Source organism: Rhizobium cauense (assembly GCF_019511525.1).
Classification (GTDB): domain Bacteria; phylum Pseudomonadota; class Alphaproteobacteria; order Rhizobiales; family Rhizobiaceae; genus Rhizobium; species Rhizobium cauense.
This window is the reverse complement of record NZ_JAEUAT010000004.1, coordinates 284,576-304,490: the sequence shown is the minus strand read 5'-3', so window position 1 is coordinate 304,490 and position 19,915 is coordinate 284,576. Positions and strand designations below refer to the sequence as shown.

Genomic DNA, 19,915 nt, shown 5'->3' with positions numbered 1-19,915 from the left:
GTGGCTCGCTGCAACGCCAAACGTACGAAATCGTGATGGAACAACGCGCGTCCTGAGGGTTTCGATCCTTAAGTATAGTTGTGCTGGAACGAAAGGCTGTGGAAAGTCGGGTTGCGACACCATGGCAGGCGCCCAATTGGGTTTCTGATAACCGTTGCTGTGGTATTGCCCGATCTCACCCGGGAGAGATTCGATGGCCATAATTGACATTCTGACGTCCGTGGCTCTCGCTGCAAGCTCGACCATGACGGCGTCCATTTCGCCACAAGAGACCAGCGTACCTACCTTTCGCCCGTTCGGCGTTGCCCAGGATGCCTCGCCCTCTGCGCTTGGCTGCAAGCCGATCCAGGGCATAGAGCCGGGTGCAACCGGACAGTACGCGTGCACGAGCCTGCCCGACGGAAATGACCTCTTTGACCAATATGTGCTTGCGTACGTCCGCGGCATGGGAATCTGTAACGTGGTTGCAGTGTCACGCTATATCGACGACGATCAGCGGGGCACGACGACACGACAGGTCTATCACGAAGCGGCCACCTTGCTCGCCACCGAGTTCGGTCCCGCCGATGAAAAGGTCGATCACGTCGTTACGGCCAAATTTGGAAAGGACGGGATGTTTCGTGATGCCGTTATCGCGCAGGAACGACAAGTGTTTGAACAGTGGGACAATCTGAGCGGCAAGTTTCAAAATGCACAATCAGCGAGCGTCACCATATCGGGTAGTGAGGACTGGGGCCTGGCAGTCTACAGCATTTTTCGCTTTGCTCACAACGACGCATGCCTCAGCAATCTGGAACAGCAGACCGGTCTGTCCGGCGACGAGTAGGTCGCGAGACTCCCGCTCGTACACCAAGGGCCGCCGTTTGCCCAACCGGCGGCTGGAGAGGGAGCATTGACCAGGCTCGCGAGCGTTTCTGGGCGGATTATCTATCCCAAAAACATGGCCCGTAAGCGAGCAAACAGAGTTGGCCGTTCCACACCAAGGACACCCCGCACATAGTGAGCCGCTGTCGCTGCACTCACCGTCGCGCCGAAATGGCAATAGCACAAAACATTGTGCAACTCGCCATCGGAGAGGCCGAAGAACTTCTTGGCCTGGCCATAGGTATCATTTTCGAGCCCGGCTGCCCGCATGATCGGATCTTCGAAGGCCACCGAGATCGGTGAGTTATCGCTGCGCAGGAGCGCTAGCACTGCGGTCGGTTGATGCTCGGTCTGGTAAAGAGTTGCCAGCCGCCGATGCGGAGCACGATCGAGGAGCTCCACCCATCGCTCGAGACGCTCGCTTCGCGACATAACCCGGTGCGGATATTCCTGGTCGATATCCGCGATGTGTTGCAGTTGCTCCAATGTCTGGTGTTTCATGGTGGGCTCCATTTGGCTGAGAAATACGCAACCCCATTCACACGTACGCCCTAATTAACGGAGCTAGGGGACGGCGAAAACCAATCAAGATCGCCTCGACACGTTTTGTGCGAGTTGCAAATAAGTTGAACGCCGGCCATGGATTGGATCCCTTTGCCTTCCTCCCACACATGCCGCCGGCGGCAATAACCTATGATTTCTATAGATTAAAGAAAGCGTGAGTTCCGCCGCTCGCCAAAAAGGAAAAGTCTTGCCTCGAAGCCTTTCTCAGGATGCTGCATCGTGGCGCCGAAGTAAACGGGAGACAGCCTATGAACGCGCAACTGCACCACCTCAACTCGGACCGATCTGCCGCCAACGTGCTAGAGAACGAACAAGAGGCGATTGTTGTCGCGCAGGACCTCGCCGAGCGGTTTAAGGCAACAGCATCGAGGCGTGATAGGGAAAGGCTGCTCCCCTACGCCGAGCTTGACGCCTTGTCGAAATCCGGTCTGCTCGGAATCACCGTTCCGGAGCAGTATGGCGGGTTGGACGTTTCCAACTCGGTGCTTGCCGAAATCACTGCCATCCTTGCAGAGGCAGATGGCTCAATCGGGCAGATTCCCCAGAACCATTTCTATATCTTGGAGGCACTACGCACGGACGGAACGGAAGAGCAGAAGCGTTACTATTTCGGCCGTGCACTTGCGGGCGATCGCTTCGGCAACGCACTTTCGGAGCGTGGCACGAAGACAGTAGGCCACTACAATACCCGCATCATACGCGACGGGATCGGGTATCGTGTCAATGGACGCAAATACTATTCGACAGGCGTTCTGTTTGCGGACTGGATCACAATATTCGCACTCGATGAGGAAGAGCGGCTGGTCATGGCCTTTGTTCCGAAGGGAACGGAAGGCGTCGAGATCGTCGACGACTGGGACGGCTTCGGTCAGCGAGTGACGGGCAGCGGCACCACGGCGCTAAACAATGTCTACGTGCACGGTGATGCCGTTGTGCACCACCAAAAGGGGTTCGAGCGTCCAACGACGATCGGCTCAGTTGGTCAGATTATCCACGCCGGGATCGATCTCGGCATCGCTCGCGCAGCCTTTGCCGAAACGCTTGACTTTGTACGCACAAAGTCACGCCCGTGGACGAACAGCGGTGTCGAACAGGCATCGGACGATCCGCTAACGATCGCGAGAGTTGGTCAGATCGCCATTCGACTAGATGCGGCCACCGCAACGCTGGAGCGAGCCGGTCGCAAGGTTGACGCAGCACAAATCGACGCGACGGAAAACAAGGTCGTCACAGCAACACTTGCCGTGGCGGCCGCGAAGGTCCTGACCAGCGAGATTGCGCTCGAGGCCACCAACACACTCTTCGAGCTTGCAGGGACTGCTTCGGTCAAGCTCGATCTCAATCTTGACCGACACTGGCGAAACGCGCGCACGCATACGCTCCACGATCCGGTACGCTGGAAATATCACGTCGTCGGCAACTACCATCTGAACGGTGCTATTCCGCCGAAAAGCGGCGCTTTGTAACGCGACAGGATCCCAGAGTTAGAGCCGCCGGCTCATAACCGCTTGGTTGGGGGTTCGAGTCCCTCCGGGCCCACCACTTTTTCCAGGAATTCGCGCCGTGCGGCCCGTATCGTCGGCTTCTCCTGGTCAACAGGCTGACGGCTCTAAATCGCCTCCTGCCCCTCCTATTTTACAGGAAATCGCCGGCTTTTCCAAACACTTAGTGAACCCATGGATTGGTCACTCCCGCGGCCCACCGAGCTGTTTCGGCGTCTGGAACGCTCAACGACCGCGACAGCAACGGTTCGAAGCGCCTCGCCCCGCCGCGGCTCGACAGGAATTCGCTCGCGGTGCTCCAGCGGCTGGTCAACCAAATGGTCAACGAATCAGGGTCCTGCCCGTATCAAATGACTGGCGAATAAAGGAAGGCCGATTGGCTGTCAGGTCACCGCTTTCGCTCCCCAGCGTAGCAAAAGCACCGGTTGCACCATCCCTCCGTTTCAGTATACGCCAAATCTCAAGCCAACGCATAGCAATTGTCCGGCGGACATTCCACAGGGCCGGGCCGGTCCAAGATGCGGACGCTGTAGCCGGTCGATCCAACAGACGGAAAAGCTCCCTGCCCCCCAGAGTCAACCAGCTCTGAGCCTGCTCGACATGAACGGACCCAGGGGTAAGTGGTTGCAGTCTCCACATTGCGGCAGCAACCATTGGATGCTAAATTAGCGGGTATCAGCATTGGGGCGGAGGGACTTCAAAATGAGAAAGGCTCTTTTAAGCATCGGCGCGATCGTGTTCATGGTATCGGCGCGCATGCCGGCGAGCCTCCAGAGATCCCCGCTACCGCCAAGAAGGCCACGATGGAAGAGTTCAAAGCTCTTGCCGACGGGAAGCCAGTGAAAGTCGAGATCTTCGATTTCGAGAAGCCGGTGACCACTGATCTGGTTTGGAACTGGAAAAAGGCATCGATCACCGGCAAGGCCAAGGTCGACGGAAAAATGATAGACGTGAAGACAAAGCTCACTTTCAAGGGCGATAAGGCGTGCTCGACACCAAAGGGAGAGAAGCCGTCGTGCCACACCATCTACATCGATGGGAACAGGTTCTACGAAGTGCGTGATGACATGAAGGTCCATGCCGTCTCAACGGTCGGCTAATCCCTCGGGCGTCGTCCTCCCTACCCGGCTCAACGCTGTCGCAAGCGTTTGCTGGAAGCTCATCTCGGCCGCCCGACGGTGGCTCAATTTTCACAGCTTGCTCGTTCTCCCAAGTTTCCAGCTGTTGCAGAGACATTTCACCAATGGCCACGCGTAGCCCTACGATCCTGGTCTCGTCGCTAACATCGAAGCCGTCGAGCCGCGAATTGGCAATCGCATCACTGACGAGCTGTTCCGGCGAAAGCCTCAAAGCGTCCCGCAATTTGATCTCCTTGGGTTACCGAGAATGTAGCACAGCTCTTTCGTCCACCAACGAGGAGGTTGACTTTGATAGCGACAAGGAACAAAATGGGAACATTACGAGATGTATCATTCAAACTACCGTATGGAAGCCCCGCAAATGCTCGTTCGCCTTCCGAAGATAACGAGCGATTTTGAAACCGCCTTCAACGCATGGTGGGCGGCGCAGACCGATGACTTCAGGTCAACTCATGACGAACTGGAACACAGGCGCGGCTTCAAGGCCGGCTTCACGGCGGGCCGCAAGAAGACGTCCAGGCGGTATACGTTCATGACGGGCAAAATGAAGATCACCATCTGGGCAGCTGATGTTGGCTCCGCCCGAGCCCTTGCCGTGAAGGAGGCCGACCGTCGCTTCCGTGAATACGGCTTAAATCCGCCGAAGGCAGGTTGGTCACTGAGATTGCTCGGGAACCGCGGATCATGAGCCTTGATGGCCGCAGCAGCGCCGTTGGCGCAACTATGCACGTTAATCACTGGTGTTCTGTCGCTGGATGCAGCGTATGGGGCGGCTTCGGTCACTCCTCCTCAAAATCCGAGGTAACTAGGTGGTGGTGTTGGGAACATTATCCCTACAGGGCAAGCGACGCGCGACAAGAGGCTGTCCAAATAGCCGATGTGCTCGGCCGTTAGGAGCTTGGCTTCCCCAGCGGCAGAATTCTGTTCGCAGCCATCCACGCCCAGTCGCCTGTCAGTAGAAGGTTCCCCCCGGGCGTGATGTCAGCTTCGCTAAACCAGTTAGTGGATGGCCCGTGAAGTGGGAGCGTTTACTCTCGTCGAATACAGTCCAACGTATGTGCCGATCAGCATTGCGGCAATGTTCTCCGCCGTGCGATGACCTTTGCGGTACAAGTCAACAGCCGCGCTGGATAGCACGGTGGATGTCCGTTGATCCGGGCTTTCCTCGTAATAAACATACCATGCCCGAACGGCGTTCGACATCATCTTGAGATTAAGGTCATCTCGTCGTTGCATGACATCCCTCCCTGAACTTGTGTGCTGTAAGTTGTAACTCTCCTCTTGCACCACTTTGGGCGTCGAGAACGTCCACTTTGTGGCGCGGCAAGGCTGGGTGTCGTGCAAAGCCATGCGTTACTTCGAGGCCGATTGTGCGATCGAAGACCATCTCGGACGACGGTGATCAACTTCGGAACCATCCGGAATCGTCTTCGTTTGCCTCCCCGGAAGGTAAAACAAATGCACGACAATAAACTCAAGCTGGGGGTTACCGAGGAGAAGCTCTCGGTCGACAAGGAGCTCGTCGCCGACGGATGTGTCGAGGTTCGGACGAGGACGTGCAAGGTTCACGAGGACCTGCTGCTCGATCTTCGCCGAGATGAGGTGGACGTAGAGCGCGTCCGGATCGATGGTTTCGAACGACAAGCAAGCCAAGGAGAAAAATCGTGGCTAACCTGTACAACGAGAACGCCCCTGGCTTCCGTATCGGGCTCTTCCTACAACACACTGTCGGCATTCTTCGAGACGCGGTTGGTCGGAAGCGGAGAACGCGATTTCGCGACTGAAAGACGTTGGGATTGGCAACGATTCCATTCGTTTCCTTCCCGGCTACGAAAGCGATAGCGACCGCACAAACGTGGCAAGCGACGACCGATCCGGCTTCTGGGCCACGCTTGAGGATTGGTTCTTTCCAGATGAGGATCGTGCAACTTACGCCGAAGGCCTTCGCCGCTGCGGATTTCTGGTTTCCGTTCAGGTAGACGATGCCAACTACGAATCGGCTCACGACCTTCTCGATGACGAGGGTTCAATCGATATCGACGAGCGCGCCGATCAATGGCGTACCGAAGGCTGGCAGTCTCTATCCAATGAAGCCTATGGCTCTTCCACGTACGACCGAAACGCGGCCACGGAACGCGGGCGCGTCGCGGGCTCCGGCCTATCTGAACAGCGAAAATTCGATGACGATCTCGACCGCGTCGTCCCGCAGGCGAACGCATCCCGCGAGGATGTTTTTGATGCCGGTGACCGCACCCAGACCATTCCAGTGGTCGAGGAAAATCTTCGTGTCGGCAAGCGAGACGTGAACCACGGTTCCGTTCGCGTCAGAGCCTATACGGTCGAAGAGCCCGTCAGCGAAGATGTTCGCCTCCATGACGAAAACGTCGAGATCGAGCGCAGAGCAGTCGATCGTCCAGTGAGCGACGCTGACGACGCCTTCCGGGATCGGATGATTTCGGCTGAAGAGCATCACGAAGAAGCTGTCGTGCGGAAGGAAGCTCGCGTGGTCGAGGAGATAGGCATTAGGAAGACCGCATCTGGTCGAACCGAGACAATTAATGAGACTGTGCGCAAGACAGAAGTCGAAGTCGATGACGAACGCAGCCCTCAATCGCAGTCCCAGAACGGCCTTGGACAGTCTCAGACCGGAAAGAACAATTCGTTTCGTCAGGACTGACAACGGCTGAGAATGCGCGAGAGCCCGGCTACGCAGCCGGGCTTTCTGTCTTCTCGCGTTCTACGGCTTGTTCTATGCCGGAGGTGCGGTTCGAGGCGGGACGCGACCTCGCCCGAAACTCAACAGAATCTGAGTGAAAGCTGAAGCCAACCGAGAAGGTATTCGGGGCTTTCGGTAGTTAGAAGGAACGGAACTCCCGGACCTCGAGACGGCCCGCAAAGAGGCAAGACGGGCCGCCAAGGAAATGGTCGCCGAGATGTCGCTGCAGGAGGAACGGCGACGGCATGGCCCTTGAGATCGCCGATGGCGGCGGCACAATTCTAGCGACTATCCAGTTCCGTAAACTCTTGAAGCTCGAATAAGGGGGACCGTCAGCAGGGCAACAAGTGCGGCGGTAATATCTCCATCCCAGCACGCATCCTGGCCGAACATGTGCACGAAAATAATGATCACACTATTGATTTCCGACTGAAGAGACTATCTCCGGGGGAACCGAAAATTAATCAGGAATTTCGAACCGCAGCAATGGATGATCTTGGGCGAACTTCAATTCAAAACGCTAGAGAGATAACCCATCTTCTCAAAATGATAGCGCATCCGACACGAGTCTTGATCTTATTGCTTCTGGTGGATGAAGCGAAGACCGTTAGCGATATCCAGCAAAGCGTTGGCGTCCCGCAAGCGATGGTCTCCCAGCACCTAGCTCAGCTTCGAACGGCGAACGTCCTTGCTCGCCGAAAGGTTGGGCGCTCGGCGTACTATGAGGTAGCCGATCCGAGGATTAAGCCGCTCTTGCGACTCCTACAGTTTCCATCATCGAAGAGAGACGCGTGATCCTGTCGTTCGGCGGGTGCGTATCGCCAACACGTTTGAACGCTACCGGGACGCAAGGGTGACACCAGTTTGGATTTTCCGGTTCCTATTGGATTGCCCCGAGGGCTACGCCACCCGAGGTCGCCCTGGGGCGCAACTCCTGAACGCCCTGACGGGCGGGAAAATCGAGGCTGTAAAATGCGAGCTTATACGAAGAAGCCACGGCTGGAGTTGGGCTGAAGCCGCGGTTCCTTCGCATAGGCGATGGCGGAGGGGCCGCCGACGCTCAACGACGATAAATCGCTTTAACTTTATACGAAAGCTGGACTGAAGTCCCATCGAGGGCGAACGGGCAGTGGAAAGCCTATCAATGAAGGATACCATCTGAGGTGCTGCCATCAACGTCTAGGTTAGCGATGATGAGCTTCGTAGCCTGCTTCATCACATCCGCCGCTCGACTTCCGTCGCCGTCTAGCAGCAACGGCAGCGCAGCTTGAATCGAGCGGAACATGTCCTCGACGGCCCTTACGAGGTTTTCGTTTCCGTCACCTGCTGAATCTTGGTGCATCTTGTGAAGGAGACAAATCAGACGGGCGCATGCCTCGTGTCTCTCGATGATCGTCATTTCTTCAAAAGACTTACTCACCACAAACCCCGAATCTTCAGGTCTTCCGCCGACATCATCTCCATAGCCAAGCGATGCATTGATGGGGCGACGGTGCCAGGACCGCGGCGGTGACCATCGTTGCTCCCGGATCCTTCGTGCCCTGGCGCTTGGCATCCGAGAATTGTAGGTCAGTGAACCTCGCCTGCACATTGGACCAAGGTCCCACCGATCACCATTGTTGCAATCTAAGCCGCTTCTTGCAGCCGCCGCCTTCAAAACCTCCTCAAGTCACTGCGTCGGTTTCGCGAGCTGCGTTACCGCCGACGTCAACGCGATCAGGGGCTCGCGGGATCATCCTGCCTACGATCAGGACAAGGAGCGCCGCTACCGCCAGGCAGGCGGCAAGGAAGAACATCGGAGCGATGGTGCTGCCGGTCGTGTCCTTGATCCACGGCACGACATTCTGGGCCACGAATCCCCCGAGGTTCCCGACGGAGTTGATCGCCGCGAGGCCAGCCGCCGCACCCGCACCCCTTAGAAAGCGTGATGGAAGGCTCCAGAATACGGGTTGGCCAGCAAAAATCCCCGCTGCAGCGATGCTGAGAAACACGAACTGGAGAAGATGATTGGGGATGACGGCGGAAAGGACCAGGCAGATAGCTCCGATCACCGCGGGAATAACGATGTACGGGGTTTTGGCGGCAGCCTTGTCTGCCCGGGTTGGGACCACGTAGAGTGCGATCGCGACAAGAACCCATGGGATGATGTTGAGAAACCCGTTGGCAGTGTTGCTTACCCCAAAGCTCTTCACAATCGTGGGCAACCAATAGCTCAATCCGTAGGCCGCGAGTGGGAACCCGATGTAGCAAGCCGACATCAAGAGAACGCGTGGGTTGACCAGAGCTTTGAAGCCATCGCCGGCGTTCGCTTCCATCCCGGAATTTTCTGAAGAAAGCCGACTTTTGAGCCAGTCCTTTTCCTGCGCGCTAAGAAATTTCGCGCTCTCCGGTCGGTCCGAGAGGTAGAACAGCGTGATGAACCCGGCGATGACGGCCGGAAATCCGGTAGCGAGGAAGACCCATTGCCAGCCCGCGTGTCCGTAGAGACCGTCCAGATCGAGCAGCACGCCGCCCAATGGTGCGCCGACTGCGTTGGCGACTGCGCTGAAAATCATGAACAGCCCGACCATGCGTCCGCGATAAGATGAAGGGTACCAAAGTGTCAGAAGGTACAAGACGCCCGGAAAGAACCCCGCCTCGCACGCTCCCAGCAGAAACCTCAGTAGGTAGAACATCGTAGCGTTCTGCGTGTAGGCCAGTGCAATGGTGACCAAGCCCCAGGACACCAAAATCCGGGCGAACCACTTGCTAGCGCCGAACCGATCCAAGAGCAGATTGCTCGGCACCTCGAAAAGAAAATAGCCGATGAAAAACAGCGACGCACCGAGACCGTAAGCGTATTCGCTCATCCCAAGGGCATCGACCATTTCGAGCTTGGCAAAACTCACATTCTGGCGATCGATATACGCGATCAGATAAAGAACGCCCAGGAACGGCATCAAGCGCCATGTAATCTTTGAAATAAGTTCTTTCTCGACAATCACAACAGTTCTCTTTCTCATTCGGCACGCGGGTGAGATAGGCCGACTGCCTCACCGATCAACCTTTAGGAGAACTGCCTAACACCCTCACCTGCCACCAGCGACTATACGCACGTATGGTTGAAACCCTCGCGCGTTTGTCGGTTTGCTTTTCTCGGGCGGAGGTAGCGACGAATCTCCGCCTTGATATCGTTGGGAACGAAAACATTGGCATCACTAAACGAAAAGCTCAAAGCGGCCGCCGGACCAATAATCGCCGCGCTGGTCCTCGGATTATCATGGCTTTCCGGGGCAATCACGGCTTCGCCCCTGTCGGACGCCTTTTTCAGCCAGGTCGCTTTGGCCGGCGGCTTCCTCCTCGTCCCGTGGGAAGATTTACGCCGCTCGATGACGACTAAGGCGGCCGACCCTCCACGCAGGTTCTACTGGACGGTATCGACACAGGGATTTCGGGATTTGTAGGCATGCATCAAAAGAACTGCCTCCCCATCAATAACTCCACCGTCGCGAGATCGTCCCGAGAAAGATCGCCCACACAACCTGGGACGGTACACGCGACCGCCCTTGAGTTCAGTGAAAATCGCCTTTCGCCCGCTTCCTCCACTTCTTCCGCGAATGCCTCGAGCGCGCACTCCCCGTCAGCGGATTTTCGAAGCGCAAGGCGATTGGCAACCTGTTGTCGGACTCGGTGCGTGGAGCCGCCATCCGAACCTACCGGGCACTCGAGGTTCAGGAAGCTGATTTTTCCGATATCGTGCACCAAGTCCCAAGTATGTCGAGGCAACTCGCCAAGGAATTAGGGGCGCGGCTTAGGCAGCGGAGCGGCATGATCAGGCCAAGATACGCGCGTCCGAGGGTCTTTGTCGCGTCGGCGTCGGAGTCGTTACCCGTAGCGAAAGCTTTCGAGGCGGCACTGTCTCCAGTTGGAGACATCCAAGTATGGGCGGATGACAGGGTCTTTAAGCCATCGACTAACACAATGAACAGCTTGCGGGGCATGCTGGATCAGATGGATTTCGTAGTCGCTATTTTCAGCCCTGATGACAGCCTTTGGAGCCGACGAAAACTCCTCAATTCGCCAAGGGACAACACCGTTTTCGAGCTTGGCCTCTTCGCTGGCAAAATGGGAATTGAGCGCGCTTTTTACGCAGTTCCTAATGGAAAGAAGGTAAAGGTCCCGACCGACCTTGCCGGGATCACTCACCTCAGCTACGAAAACGGAGTTCCCCCAAAGGTCGACAAGGCCAGTGCGACTATCCGCGATCGGATCGCAGAACTTGAACCGCGTTAGGTCTCCGGCAAACAGCTCTTCATCTCCGCAAGCCTGCTTGCCATGATTAGTGTTTAGTAACTAGCCCTTCTGTTGGTCGGTCGCATAGTTAGTCATGTCAAAGCCCAATTCCTCTGCCTACTGCCACGCGCGTCCTACGTCAGCGTCCGAGAGCAAGTAACTCGAATAGCTGACGGGTTGAGCATCCCTCAAGAACGCTCCCGATTGCAGGTCCGCCATATTGGTTCAACTGATGGATTACGGCCTCGACATGCGACGCTGCGGTAGCCAACGCGGCATTCGCACGATCTAGCTGCGAGGCCGTGATTTGAGCGGTCGAACGCCGAGCTTCCAGAGCGACTTGGAGCGCCGTTGTTTCGGATTCCAACGTGGCCATCAATGCTAAAAGGGCGCTCGCCTTTTGCAGAGTGGCATGCTTCGCATTCACCTCGGTAGCGATCTTCGGGGCGGTTGCTCCATGTTCCAAAGGTCAGCGCAATACCGAAACGCGTGAACCCTGCGGACGTTCGCCGTGGTCAGCTTTCCAGATTTCCCAGTTATTGGATCGCTCGGCGGTGCCTGAACTATACGCAAGTTAGTCTGGCGCAAGTCACCTGCGTCTGAGAACCCTGTAGCGGATCGTGATGGTCTAATCGGAAAAGGAGAAGACATGAAATCCATATGCGTTTCAATCCTGATCACGCTATTCGCTGCCGCCGAAGCGCTTGCAGGTGACACAGGCCCCCAGCCTGCGCAGCCCGGTGCTGAAACCTTCACTCTGGGGGACTTCCGCATCACTTCGCTGAGAGATGCGGTGAACGTCGTACCGAACGACGGTTCCGTGTTTGGCGCGGATGTAGGGCCGAAGGCAGTGGCTGAGGTTCTCACAAAGGCCGGACAAACGACGGGGGCCATCACACTATCCGTTGATGCCCTACTCGTCCGGAAAGGTGGCGAAGCTATCCTCATTGACGCGGGGCTAGGTCCGACGATACCTGGCGCGCTAGTCAGCAGCCTCTCCCTAGCAGGCATCGCGCCAGAGGAAGTGACGGCGGTTTTGATCACCCACGTACACAGCGACCATATAGGCGGCCTTGTCACTAAAGACGGACAACCAGCGTTCAAGCATGCCGTGATAAGGATTTCGGAAGCCGATTGGGATTGGCTTCACACGCAGCCTGCGATGGCGGAGATCACTAGAGTGATTGCACCGCAGGTGAAGACATTCAAACCTGGAGAGGATGTGGCTATGGGCATCAAGTCGGTCCGCATTCCGGGACACACCCCTGGCCACGTCGGATACATGATCTCATCTCAAGGCAAGACGCTGCTGGACGTAGGCGACACGGTTCACAGCTCCATTGTTTCCCTTGCCAAGCCAGACTGGGCGATGGGGTACGATAGCGATCTTGCGGTCGGCGAGGCGAGCCGACGAGGTGTGCTCACCAAGCTTGCAACGGATCACCAGCTCATTTTCGCTCCACATTTTCCCTACCCGGGCGTGGGATGGGTCGTGTCGACGAAAGATCATTTCGAATGGCTTCCAAAGAAATAGGCTGCGTATTGGCCACATGAAGTCAGCAAACAATGGAGTAACAGCGGACACTGAAAAATATGTCCGCAGGTGCTGCTGGGTAGCGGGGTTTTCGTTCGGGGTGGCGACTGCCAAGCCGGACAACTTAGTTCGGGCTCTAGTCCTTTGCGGGTTGGGCAGCCTCGGTCCCTTTTTTGCTACCGCGCTCATGTTCGGGAGCACTAGGCGGCACGTAACGAGGATCATGTGATGAAATCCGAAAAAACAGATGGATCCAAGGGTGTTCGCGCCGTTGCGTTGGCAACGGCGATTATGACGTCAGCCCCACTGTACGCGCAAAGTACCAACGGCGAGCACATGGGCACGACCATCGAAGCGCCTGAAATCGCTCCGATTGGGGTCAGACCGGCCGCATTCATGAAAGTACCGGGTTCGGCACAGGGGCCGGAGATTGACCGAAAAAACGGCTATCGGATCGAACGCCTTGGCTCGGGTCTCTATATGGTCACCGACAACGCCTACCAGTCGATGTTTATGGTCTATGATCACGGCGTTGTCGTTGTCGATGCTCCTCCGTCCTATGCCGGGAAACTCAAGGAAGCTATTGGCGAGGTTACCGACAAACCAATTACGTATCTTATCTACAGCCACTCGCATGCCGACCACATTGGCGGCGCGGGCGGTCTCGGAGACATTCCCGTAGTCATCGCTCACGCTGAGACAAAACGCCTACTGGTGCGTGACGCAGACTCGCAGCGCCCTCTTCCAAATGTAACGTTCAACAAACGGTATACCCTTAAACTGGGATCTCAAGTTCTCGAGCTCTCGTATCCCGGAAATGGCCATGAGCCCGGCAACATCATGATATACGCGCCGGCCCAGAAGGTTCTCATGTTTGTCGATGTTGTCTTTCCAGGCTGGATGCCGTTCCGACGCTTTGGCGTCGCTCAGGATATTCCGGGGTACTTTGAGCAAGTTCGCGAACTTGGCCACCATCCATTTGAAAAGCTGGTTGGCGGACATGTGAGCCGCATTGGCACACATGAGGACGTAGAACTACAGATCGAGTTCAATGATGACATCAAGGCCGCGGCCTCCGCAGCCTTGCGCGGCCAAGCCTTCGCCACGGCGGCCACCGGGATCGAGCCGGCGAACTCCTGGGCCTTTGTCAGTGACTATACGGCGCGTGTCGCTAGTCAATGTGTTGCAACGATGACACCGAAATGGAAGGATAGGCTAGCCGCGTTCGATACATTCATCTGGGACCAATGCTACGCTATGGAGCAAAGCATTCGGGTCGACTAGAGCGCAGCCAAAGACACCGGTCGATTGTGCCTGTCCCAACGTCTCCACGAAATACTGCACGAGGTCGGCTTCAACCTCGTGCACAGGAGAATATCGAGCGTCGCCACGGCTCTTCGCCGTGGCGGCTCCAGCAATCGATGCGAGCTCACTTCGCCCTGCGTGGAGACAGAATTACCCCGTCGAACACTTTCCACCGTTTGGGAACAAGCACCTCTCCCCGGAGCCTTCGCAAATTGGCACCTGCTCCATAAGGCCGCAAATATCCGACCGTGCTGGCATGTTGGCCGGACGGCGATCTGTCGTATAAAAGGCAGATTGAATTTTAGATTACGAAGTGATGGCCACAATCGAATATCCGACCCCAGAGCCCACGCAGGCTCGACCCAAAATAGAAATAGCGGCCGCCTTATCTGGCGTCGTCATATACACTTCCGCTAACGGCTTTATGACCGGGGGACTAGCAGTTGCAGGGCGGCAGCTAGGATTGACTGAAGTCGAGGTTGGGTTGATTCTTGGCCTCGGGGCTCTGATCGGCGTCATCGCCGCACCGGGGTGGGGCTACGCCTCCGAAATATGGAGCCGTCGGAAGCTGATTCTTTGGGCCGTCCCGATGGTTGCGTTAGGGCCAGCGGTAATGGCGGTCGTTACGGGACAGCCCGTGGTGCTGTCGGCAGCCCTGTCGGGGATTGTGCTTAGCGTTGCTCGCCTGATCCAAGCGGTCTTCGGTGCAGCTCTGATCCCAGTGGCACAAGGTTACATGGCGGATTTCACTCAGCCTTCGCAACGGGTTCGCGCTATGGGCGGCTTGAGCGCCGCCATCAGCTTTGGGACCCTAAGCGGTTCCTTTTTACTATGGCTCACGGGCATGCTGGGGGTGGCCTCCGGCTTTGTCATAATCTCGGCGCTCGGCATAATTGCGTTCCTGATGGTACTGGCGTACCTACCAGACGCCCTCCCTCGCGCCGCGCTACCACGCGAGGAAACGACACTGCCTCTCCCCAATATCTGGCCCTATCTGGCGATAACCCTTGTTGGCTTCACGTGCTATACAACCGTTCCGCCGATTTTTGCACTCCGACTTATGGATCGATTTGGGATGGACGGAGGCACCGCCGCCGCCCAAACCGGGCTTGTGCTCACTGCCGGTGTTTTAGCCGTTTGTTTCGCACAAGTTTTGATTGCGGTGTGCAATTTGAAGCGCCCTCGCGTGATGCTGCGCGCTGGCAGTGGAGGCATTTTCATCGGGTTGGCAATGCTTCTGTTTGCCCACGACATATTGGCGATGTGCTTTTCGATGGCCGTTATTGGCTTCGCTGTAGGATTCTTGGCACCGGCAGTCTTAGGGGCGATAAGTCTCCTCGGCGGACGGGGAGCGCAGGGAAAAATCGGAGGAATCAACATGGCGGCGCGCGGGCTAGGCTCCGCGATCGGCCCGGTGCTTGGTACCACGCTTTATCAGGCTAACCACGACGCCCCTATTTGGGGTTCGCTGGCCCTAGTCGTGGGCATCTTTCTTCTCACTTTCATATCCCGCGACGCACGCGCCATTGCGAAATGACAGTCAGCGATGGACATTCGCCCCACCGCCCCCTAATGGTCAATGTATAGAATTTCGATAGTAGATCGTGAACTCTGCAGGCCGTGAACGACCGGGTTTCCCGCGGGGCGACATAAAGCAGCACCCGACCGCCAATTCTTGTTGTGGACAAGATCGCGGAGATCGTGACGGATGACGCGGCGATGACACAGAGACTTGCCTTCCCACGCCTGGCCATCTTGGTCGCCTCTTTCATAGCCGGCAGCTTCCTGTATTGGCTTAGCTCGAGCCCGATGGGGCTGTTGTTGCCAATCGTTGCGTTGGCACACTTCTTTGATCGAAAAGTCCTGTTCTTTGCGTGCTGGGTGCTGGCCTTGATGTTAGCGGGCGCGGTGGTTGTCGCTTCTGTCAATCATGGCGGGATAGGCACCTTGGCGGTATCGTGGGCGACGTTTTCTGCTGTAGCCCTGGGATGCGTCCTTATTACCAGGTTCAACCGTCCGTCACAGTCTCCGTCGCAAATTGGCGGTGCATCGCGGGACGCCGTCAGCCAGCATCCATCCCTGCTAGACGCACAATTCCTCAGCACCGTCCATCCCGATGACAGAGACATCGCAAGCCACGCATCGTCACGTGCTTTCTGGAGCGGATTCCCACAGATTGTACGCTACAGGCAGCTTCAACCCGATGGCAGTTACAGCTGGACCGAACTCAGGGCCGAGCCAGGTTACTCGATCGCCGATGACACCCCTGCAAAAATCTCGGCCCAACATCTGCCTTGGTCCACAACCAACGCGATCGGCGAAACGGCTGAAGCCACACGAACCGCACTCATACTCGAGACGATATTCGGAACGGGATGGGCGATGGACACGACTGGCCGCTTTACCTATGCGACACCCAACGCCCAGACGACGATTGGCCAAACGCTTGAGGAAATGAACAAACAGCTTACTGATCTGGATTTTCTCGACGGCGGAGATCTGGGCTGGAAGCACATATTCCACCCCGACGAGTACGAACGAGTGGCTGCCTCTCTTCGCCATAGTCTACGGGTAGGAGATCATTGGAATAATGAGTATCGGCTGAGGCGCGTTTCCACCGGCGAATACGGCTGGCACCGGGTCGCCATGAGGCCAACCCGGGATCGCGACGGTCATATTACTGGGTGGTACGGAATGTCGATTGACATCACCGTCTACAAACAAACCGAAGCCGCCTTGCGCGTGCGTGAACAAGAACTGTCACAGCTCGTGAATATGGTCCCAGTGCATATCATGCGTTTAAGTCACGAGGGGAAGCCGACATTCCTCAGCAAAGCTACGCTGGACTATTTTGCGCTGGATGACCAGTACATTGAGCACTCCGAGGCGACCCTCGCGGCCATGCGAAGCGCCATACATCCCGATGACGCTGTGAGGCTGACGTCGGCTCTTCGTCAAGGCGCGGAACTCGGCGATCGAATCGCAATACGCTATCGGGTCCGTGGCGCGGACCGAAATTTTCGGTGGATGGACAGTCGTGCGGAGCCGATACGAGACGCGAGCGGAACCATCGTGGAGTGGTACGCTGTTTCGCTAGACATCCACGATCAGGTCATTGCACAGGAGGAACTGCGTCTCGCGCACGAGGATCTAGCCAAAGCGACCCAAGCCGCAAATCTAGCGGAGTTGTCCGCATCAATCGCACATGAAGTTGCTCAGCCTCTGGCCGCGTTGCTGTCAAGCTCCGAAGCCTGCAAGGAATGGCTTGCGCTTGATCCGCCAAACCTGGATCGAGCCCGGCAGGCACTGCAACGTATCATCCGAAGCGGGAACGCGGCGACCGATATTATCAGCCGTATCCGCGCCCTGTTTGCTCACTCGGGCGATGCGCGCGAGCCGAGTAGTATCAGCCGCATTGTTGGGGAAGCCCGCGACCTGCTAGCCGAAGAACTCCTGCGCCATGGCGTGACGCTGGAGATCGAAATTGATCGTGACCTGCCCGCTCTCCAGCTCGACAGGATTCAGATACAACAGGCGATTATCAACCTTATGAGGAACGGCATAGAGGCAATCGGCCCGAACTCCGATACTAGAAGCCTTGGCATTCGGATACACCGTGTTGATGATGCAATTCAAATAGCCATCAGCGACTCGGGTCCAGGCGTAGAGACCCCATCGAAAATATTCGAGCCCTTCTATACGACTAAGGGGCATGGCATGGGGATGGGGCTCGCGATATGCAGGTCAATCATAACCTCACATGGGGGCCGATTGTGGGTCGAGAGCAACGTGCCACATGGCGCGGTCTTCGTGTTTACTTTGCCGATCGCCGAACAGCCGGGCCTGTCTTTTATTCAGTAGCGCCCACGCGACCAAACCATTTCCTCCACAGCGGCAAGATCATACGTCCTCGCACCGACGCCGGTCCGTTCAGACGAAGAATTGCTTAGCTATTTCTCGATCGACGACGGTCCCCGTCTGTTGAGCTGATCGAACCGAGGAAAGGTGTTCCAGATTCTCATACACTCATGCCCAGTTTGGTAGAGCAGCGATGACGGCACTGCTCTACCTTAGCAACTATTTGTCCGGGGTCGTCAGCTCCGTTTCCTTCGTATCAACGACAAACACGGCGAGCAGTTTTGCGGGTTCGGTCTCGCTAGCGTTGGCGCTAATCTTGTGATGATCGCCCGGCGATTCTATCCAATGCTCACCCTTTTTGTATACTTTTGGTTCGTCATCGTTCACGGCGCTCTTAATGCTCCCTTCGAGGACGGTGGCGTAGATAAAGGCGCTCTTGGCGTGTGTGTGTGACGGATTGGATCCGCCTGGGCCGTATTCGACCAAGACACCTCGTAAGCTCTTGCCCGGTACGTTTGGAAGAACATGATCGAAAACAACAGTTATCTTTGCGCGATGCGGCTTGTCTGCCGCGATCGCGGGCATAGCCAAGGACATCGCGATGGCGGCGGTGGTAAGGATGCGAAGCATTTTGTATCTCCTGTTTAGCGCCGCCTTGACGAACGAGCGGCTGGCTTACGCTATGCAATCCACTGTCGATATCTGAGCTATACGATGGTTAGTCCCGTCCCCTGTTGATAGCGGCCTCGCGCCGTCCCAGCGCAATTCGATCTGCCAAAGACTCGACATTGGTGAAACGCAAAAAGGAGTTTTGCTATCGGCTGGAGACAAAGGGAGCCGGCGAACCGGGACCTCGCCGCAGACCACCTGCTTGGACGCGGGAACTGATGCCATCATACGCATAGCTTGACGGGAGCAGGCGGCCGTGGCCCCAACTTGTTACCCGTCAAGTCTGAGTTCACACCTCTACGAAGAGGATATTTGCACGGTCATCGCAACATCGAGGCGCGATGCTCGATTTAATAGTCCCATTGGACCGGAACCCAACGATACAAGTCTCCCGCAGCGACCACCCGGCCCACTGATGGAAACGGCATATGAGTCGAGACAAGCCACGAGCCCGACGCTGCCAATTCCGCCATAAGCCGTAACCTGACCCGCGTTGCTTCCTCCGGATCATGCTCGAATCCATTATGCCATTCTGGATGGTCAAACGAGACGGGAAAGATTGCATCGCCTCCGAACATCAATCTATCGTTCCCGGATTTCACCCGAACGACGCTATGACCGGGAGTGTGACCGCCCGTCACGCTCACGGTGACACCATCCGCGACTTCAGCTTCCTGCTCAAAGAGTCGCAAATAGCCCGAATACTCCTTCAGGAACTCCTTCGACGCTTTGCGAGCTAGATCTGCGAGAGCTGGTGGCATCGCGGTCTTGGAGAAATCGGGCTGCTCCTGCTCCCAGAATTTCGCTTCAAGGGCGGAAAGATGCACCCGCAGGTCCGGACGGAGCTGCTGCTTTACCCCGTGAGCTAGCAGGCCCCCAACATGGTCGAAATGCATGTGGGTTAGGACAACGTCGGTTACCGAGCCTAATTCGACACCCGCTGCCTCCATTCGCTGGATCATGTGTCCTGCGCGCGGAAAATCCGGGTATTCTTCCCCGAGACCGCTGTCGATCAGGATCGTCTGCTTTGGTGTTTTGACAACGACTGCGTTGAGCGCCCAGCCAAACGTATCGTGCGCGAGAAGCCTATCATCAAGCCAGGCGTTAAGGCTCTTGGTGTCAGCGTTTGTCGCCATTGACTCTGCCGGTGGGGCAAGCACGCCATCACTGATAACTATAACTTCGATGTCACCGACCTTGACCGCATAACGAGACGGAACCAGCTCATCCAATTGCGTACGGGGACGGGTTGAGACTTCGGTTTCCATATTGATCTCCTTTGATATTTCCTAGCCAGATGCCGCAATCGGGGCATGTACCCACACGGGGAAAATCCAAAAGCGGCCGCGTCTTTCTATTCGACTGACAGATATGACCGAAGCTAAACACAGGTTTGGGTATAGCTGGTATCCCCGGTCCGGCGTCGGGGTCTGCAACGGGACTCACTTGGAACCGCGCACACAGACGCTGCACGGCACGGTCCTCCCAAACT

The 19,915-nt window shown here is 56.7% G+C and carries 16 protein-coding genes and 1 pseudogene; 13 read left to right on the top strand and 4 right to left on the bottom strand.

Annotation, left to right across the window (positions count from 1 at the left end; genetic code table 11):
* The first annotated feature begins 193 nt into the window (after positions 1 to 193).
* Positions 194 to 826 (top strand): hypothetical protein, encoded by a 633-nt coding sequence (locus JNB88_RS09900; protein WP_220355309.1) that lies wholly within the window; start codon positions 194 to 196, stop codon positions 824 to 826.
* A 101-nt stretch (positions 827 to 927) separates the two neighbouring features.
* On the opposite strand, the gene JNB88_RS09895 is transcribed toward JNB88_RS09900, so the two are convergent.
* Positions 928 to 1,365: a hypothetical protein gene (locus JNB88_RS09895; RefSeq protein WP_037129446.1), complete on the bottom strand. Its 438-nt coding sequence runs from the start codon at positions 1,363 to 1,365 to the stop codon at positions 928 to 930.
* A gap of 311 nt (positions 1,366 to 1,676) precedes the next feature.
* On the opposite strand from JNB88_RS09895, the gene JNB88_RS09890 reads away from it, so the two are divergent.
* The 7 genes and pseudogenes from JNB88_RS09890 to JNB88_RS34570 all read left to right on the top strand — a co-directional run bounded on the left by JNB88_RS09890 (position 1,677) and on the right by JNB88_RS34570 (position 7,580).
* Complete coding sequence (locus tag JNB88_RS09890) at positions 1,677 to 2,894, top strand: SfnB family sulfur acquisition oxidoreductase (protein WP_220355308.1); 1,218 nt, start codon at positions 1,677 to 1,679, stop codon at positions 2,892 to 2,894.
* A 674-nt stretch (positions 2,895 to 3,568) separates the two neighbouring features.
* The gene (locus tag JNB88_RS33535) at positions 3,569 to 4,030 is read left to right on the top strand and encodes a hypothetical protein (RefSeq protein ID WP_223217146.1); all 462 of its coding nucleotides are present in this window, start codon (positions 3,569 to 3,571) and stop codon (positions 4,028 to 4,030) included.
* A 400-nt stretch (positions 4,031 to 4,430) separates the two neighbouring features.
* Positions 4,431 to 4,757: a hypothetical protein gene (locus tag JNB88_RS09880; protein WP_220355307.1), complete on the top strand. Its 327-nt coding sequence runs from the start codon at positions 4,431 to 4,433 to the stop codon at positions 4,755 to 4,757.
* Positions 4,758 to 5,527: 770 nt separating this feature from the next.
* Positions 5,528 to 5,911 (top strand): DUF2382 domain-containing protein, encoded by a 384-nt coding sequence (locus JNB88_RS34580; protein ID WP_220355306.1) that lies wholly within the window; start codon positions 5,528 to 5,530, stop codon positions 5,909 to 5,911.
* 13 nt (positions 5,912 to 5,924) lie between these two features.
* Positions 5,925 to 6,746, top strand: coding sequence for a YsnF/AvaK domain-containing protein (locus tag JNB88_RS09870; RefSeq protein ID WP_220355305.1), 822 nt, complete (start codon positions 5,925 to 5,927; stop codon positions 6,744 to 6,746).
* Positions 6,747 to 6,975: 229 nt separating this feature from the next.
* Positions 6,976 to 7,041, top strand: a pseudogene (locus JNB88_RS34575) (hypothetical protein); the annotation flags it as partial.
* Positions 7,042 to 7,271: 230 nt separating this feature from the next.
* Positions 7,272 to 7,580: an ArsR/SmtB family transcription factor gene (locus JNB88_RS34570; protein WP_220355304.1), complete on the top strand. Its 309-nt coding sequence runs from the start codon at positions 7,272 to 7,274 to the stop codon at positions 7,578 to 7,580.
* Positions 7,581 to 8,449: 869 nt separating this feature from the next.
* On the opposite strand, the gene JNB88_RS09860 is transcribed toward JNB88_RS34570, so the two are convergent.
* Complete coding sequence (locus tag JNB88_RS09860) at positions 8,450 to 9,769, bottom strand: MFS transporter (RefSeq protein WP_220355303.1); 1,320 nt, start codon at positions 9,767 to 9,769, stop codon at positions 8,450 to 8,452.
* Positions 9,770 to 10,538: 769 nt separating this feature from the next.
* Here JNB88_RS09860 and JNB88_RS09855 point away from each other — a divergent pair.
* The 5 genes from JNB88_RS09855 to JNB88_RS09835 all read left to right on the top strand — a co-directional run bounded on the left by JNB88_RS09855 (position 10,539) and on the right by JNB88_RS09835 (position 17,757).
* Positions 10,539 to 11,057 carry a TIR domain-containing protein gene (locus JNB88_RS09855; RefSeq protein ID WP_220355302.1) on the top strand — a complete coding sequence of 173 codons (519 nt, stop codon included), beginning with the start codon at positions 10,539 to 10,541 and terminating at the stop codon, positions 11,055 to 11,057.
* A gap of 649 nt (positions 11,058 to 11,706) precedes the next feature.
* A complete protein-coding gene (locus JNB88_RS09850; RefSeq protein ID WP_220355301.1) occupies positions 11,707 to 12,591 on the top strand; it encodes an MBL fold metallo-hydrolase in 885 nt (294 codons plus the stop codon).
* 228 nt (positions 12,592 to 12,819) lie between these two features.
* Positions 12,820 to 13,875 (top strand): MBL fold metallo-hydrolase, encoded by a 1,056-nt coding sequence (locus JNB88_RS09845; protein ID WP_220355300.1) that lies wholly within the window; start codon positions 12,820 to 12,822, stop codon positions 13,873 to 13,875.
* 337 nt (positions 13,876 to 14,212) lie between these two features.
* A complete protein-coding gene (locus JNB88_RS09840; protein WP_220355299.1) occupies positions 14,213 to 15,433 on the top strand; it encodes an MFS transporter in 1,221 nt (406 codons plus the stop codon).
* A gap of 182 nt (positions 15,434 to 15,615) precedes the next feature.
* The gene (locus JNB88_RS09835; RefSeq protein ID WP_220355298.1) at positions 15,616 to 17,757 is read left to right on the top strand and encodes a PAS domain-containing sensor histidine kinase; all 2,142 of its coding nucleotides are present in this window, start codon (positions 15,616 to 15,618) and stop codon (positions 17,755 to 17,757) included.
* Positions 17,758 to 17,973: 216 nt separating this feature from the next.
* On the opposite strand, the gene JNB88_RS09830 is transcribed toward JNB88_RS09835, so the two are convergent.
* On the bottom strand, positions 17,974 to 18,384 hold the full coding sequence (locus JNB88_RS09830) for a cupin domain-containing protein (protein WP_220355297.1): 411 nt from the start codon (positions 18,382 to 18,384) through the stop codon (positions 17,974 to 17,976).
* 389 nt (positions 18,385 to 18,773) lie between these two features.
* A complete protein-coding gene (locus JNB88_RS09825; RefSeq protein ID WP_220355296.1) occupies positions 18,774 to 19,691 on the bottom strand; it encodes an MBL fold metallo-hydrolase in 918 nt (305 codons plus the stop codon).
* Positions 19,692 to 19,915: the final 224 nt, after the last annotated feature.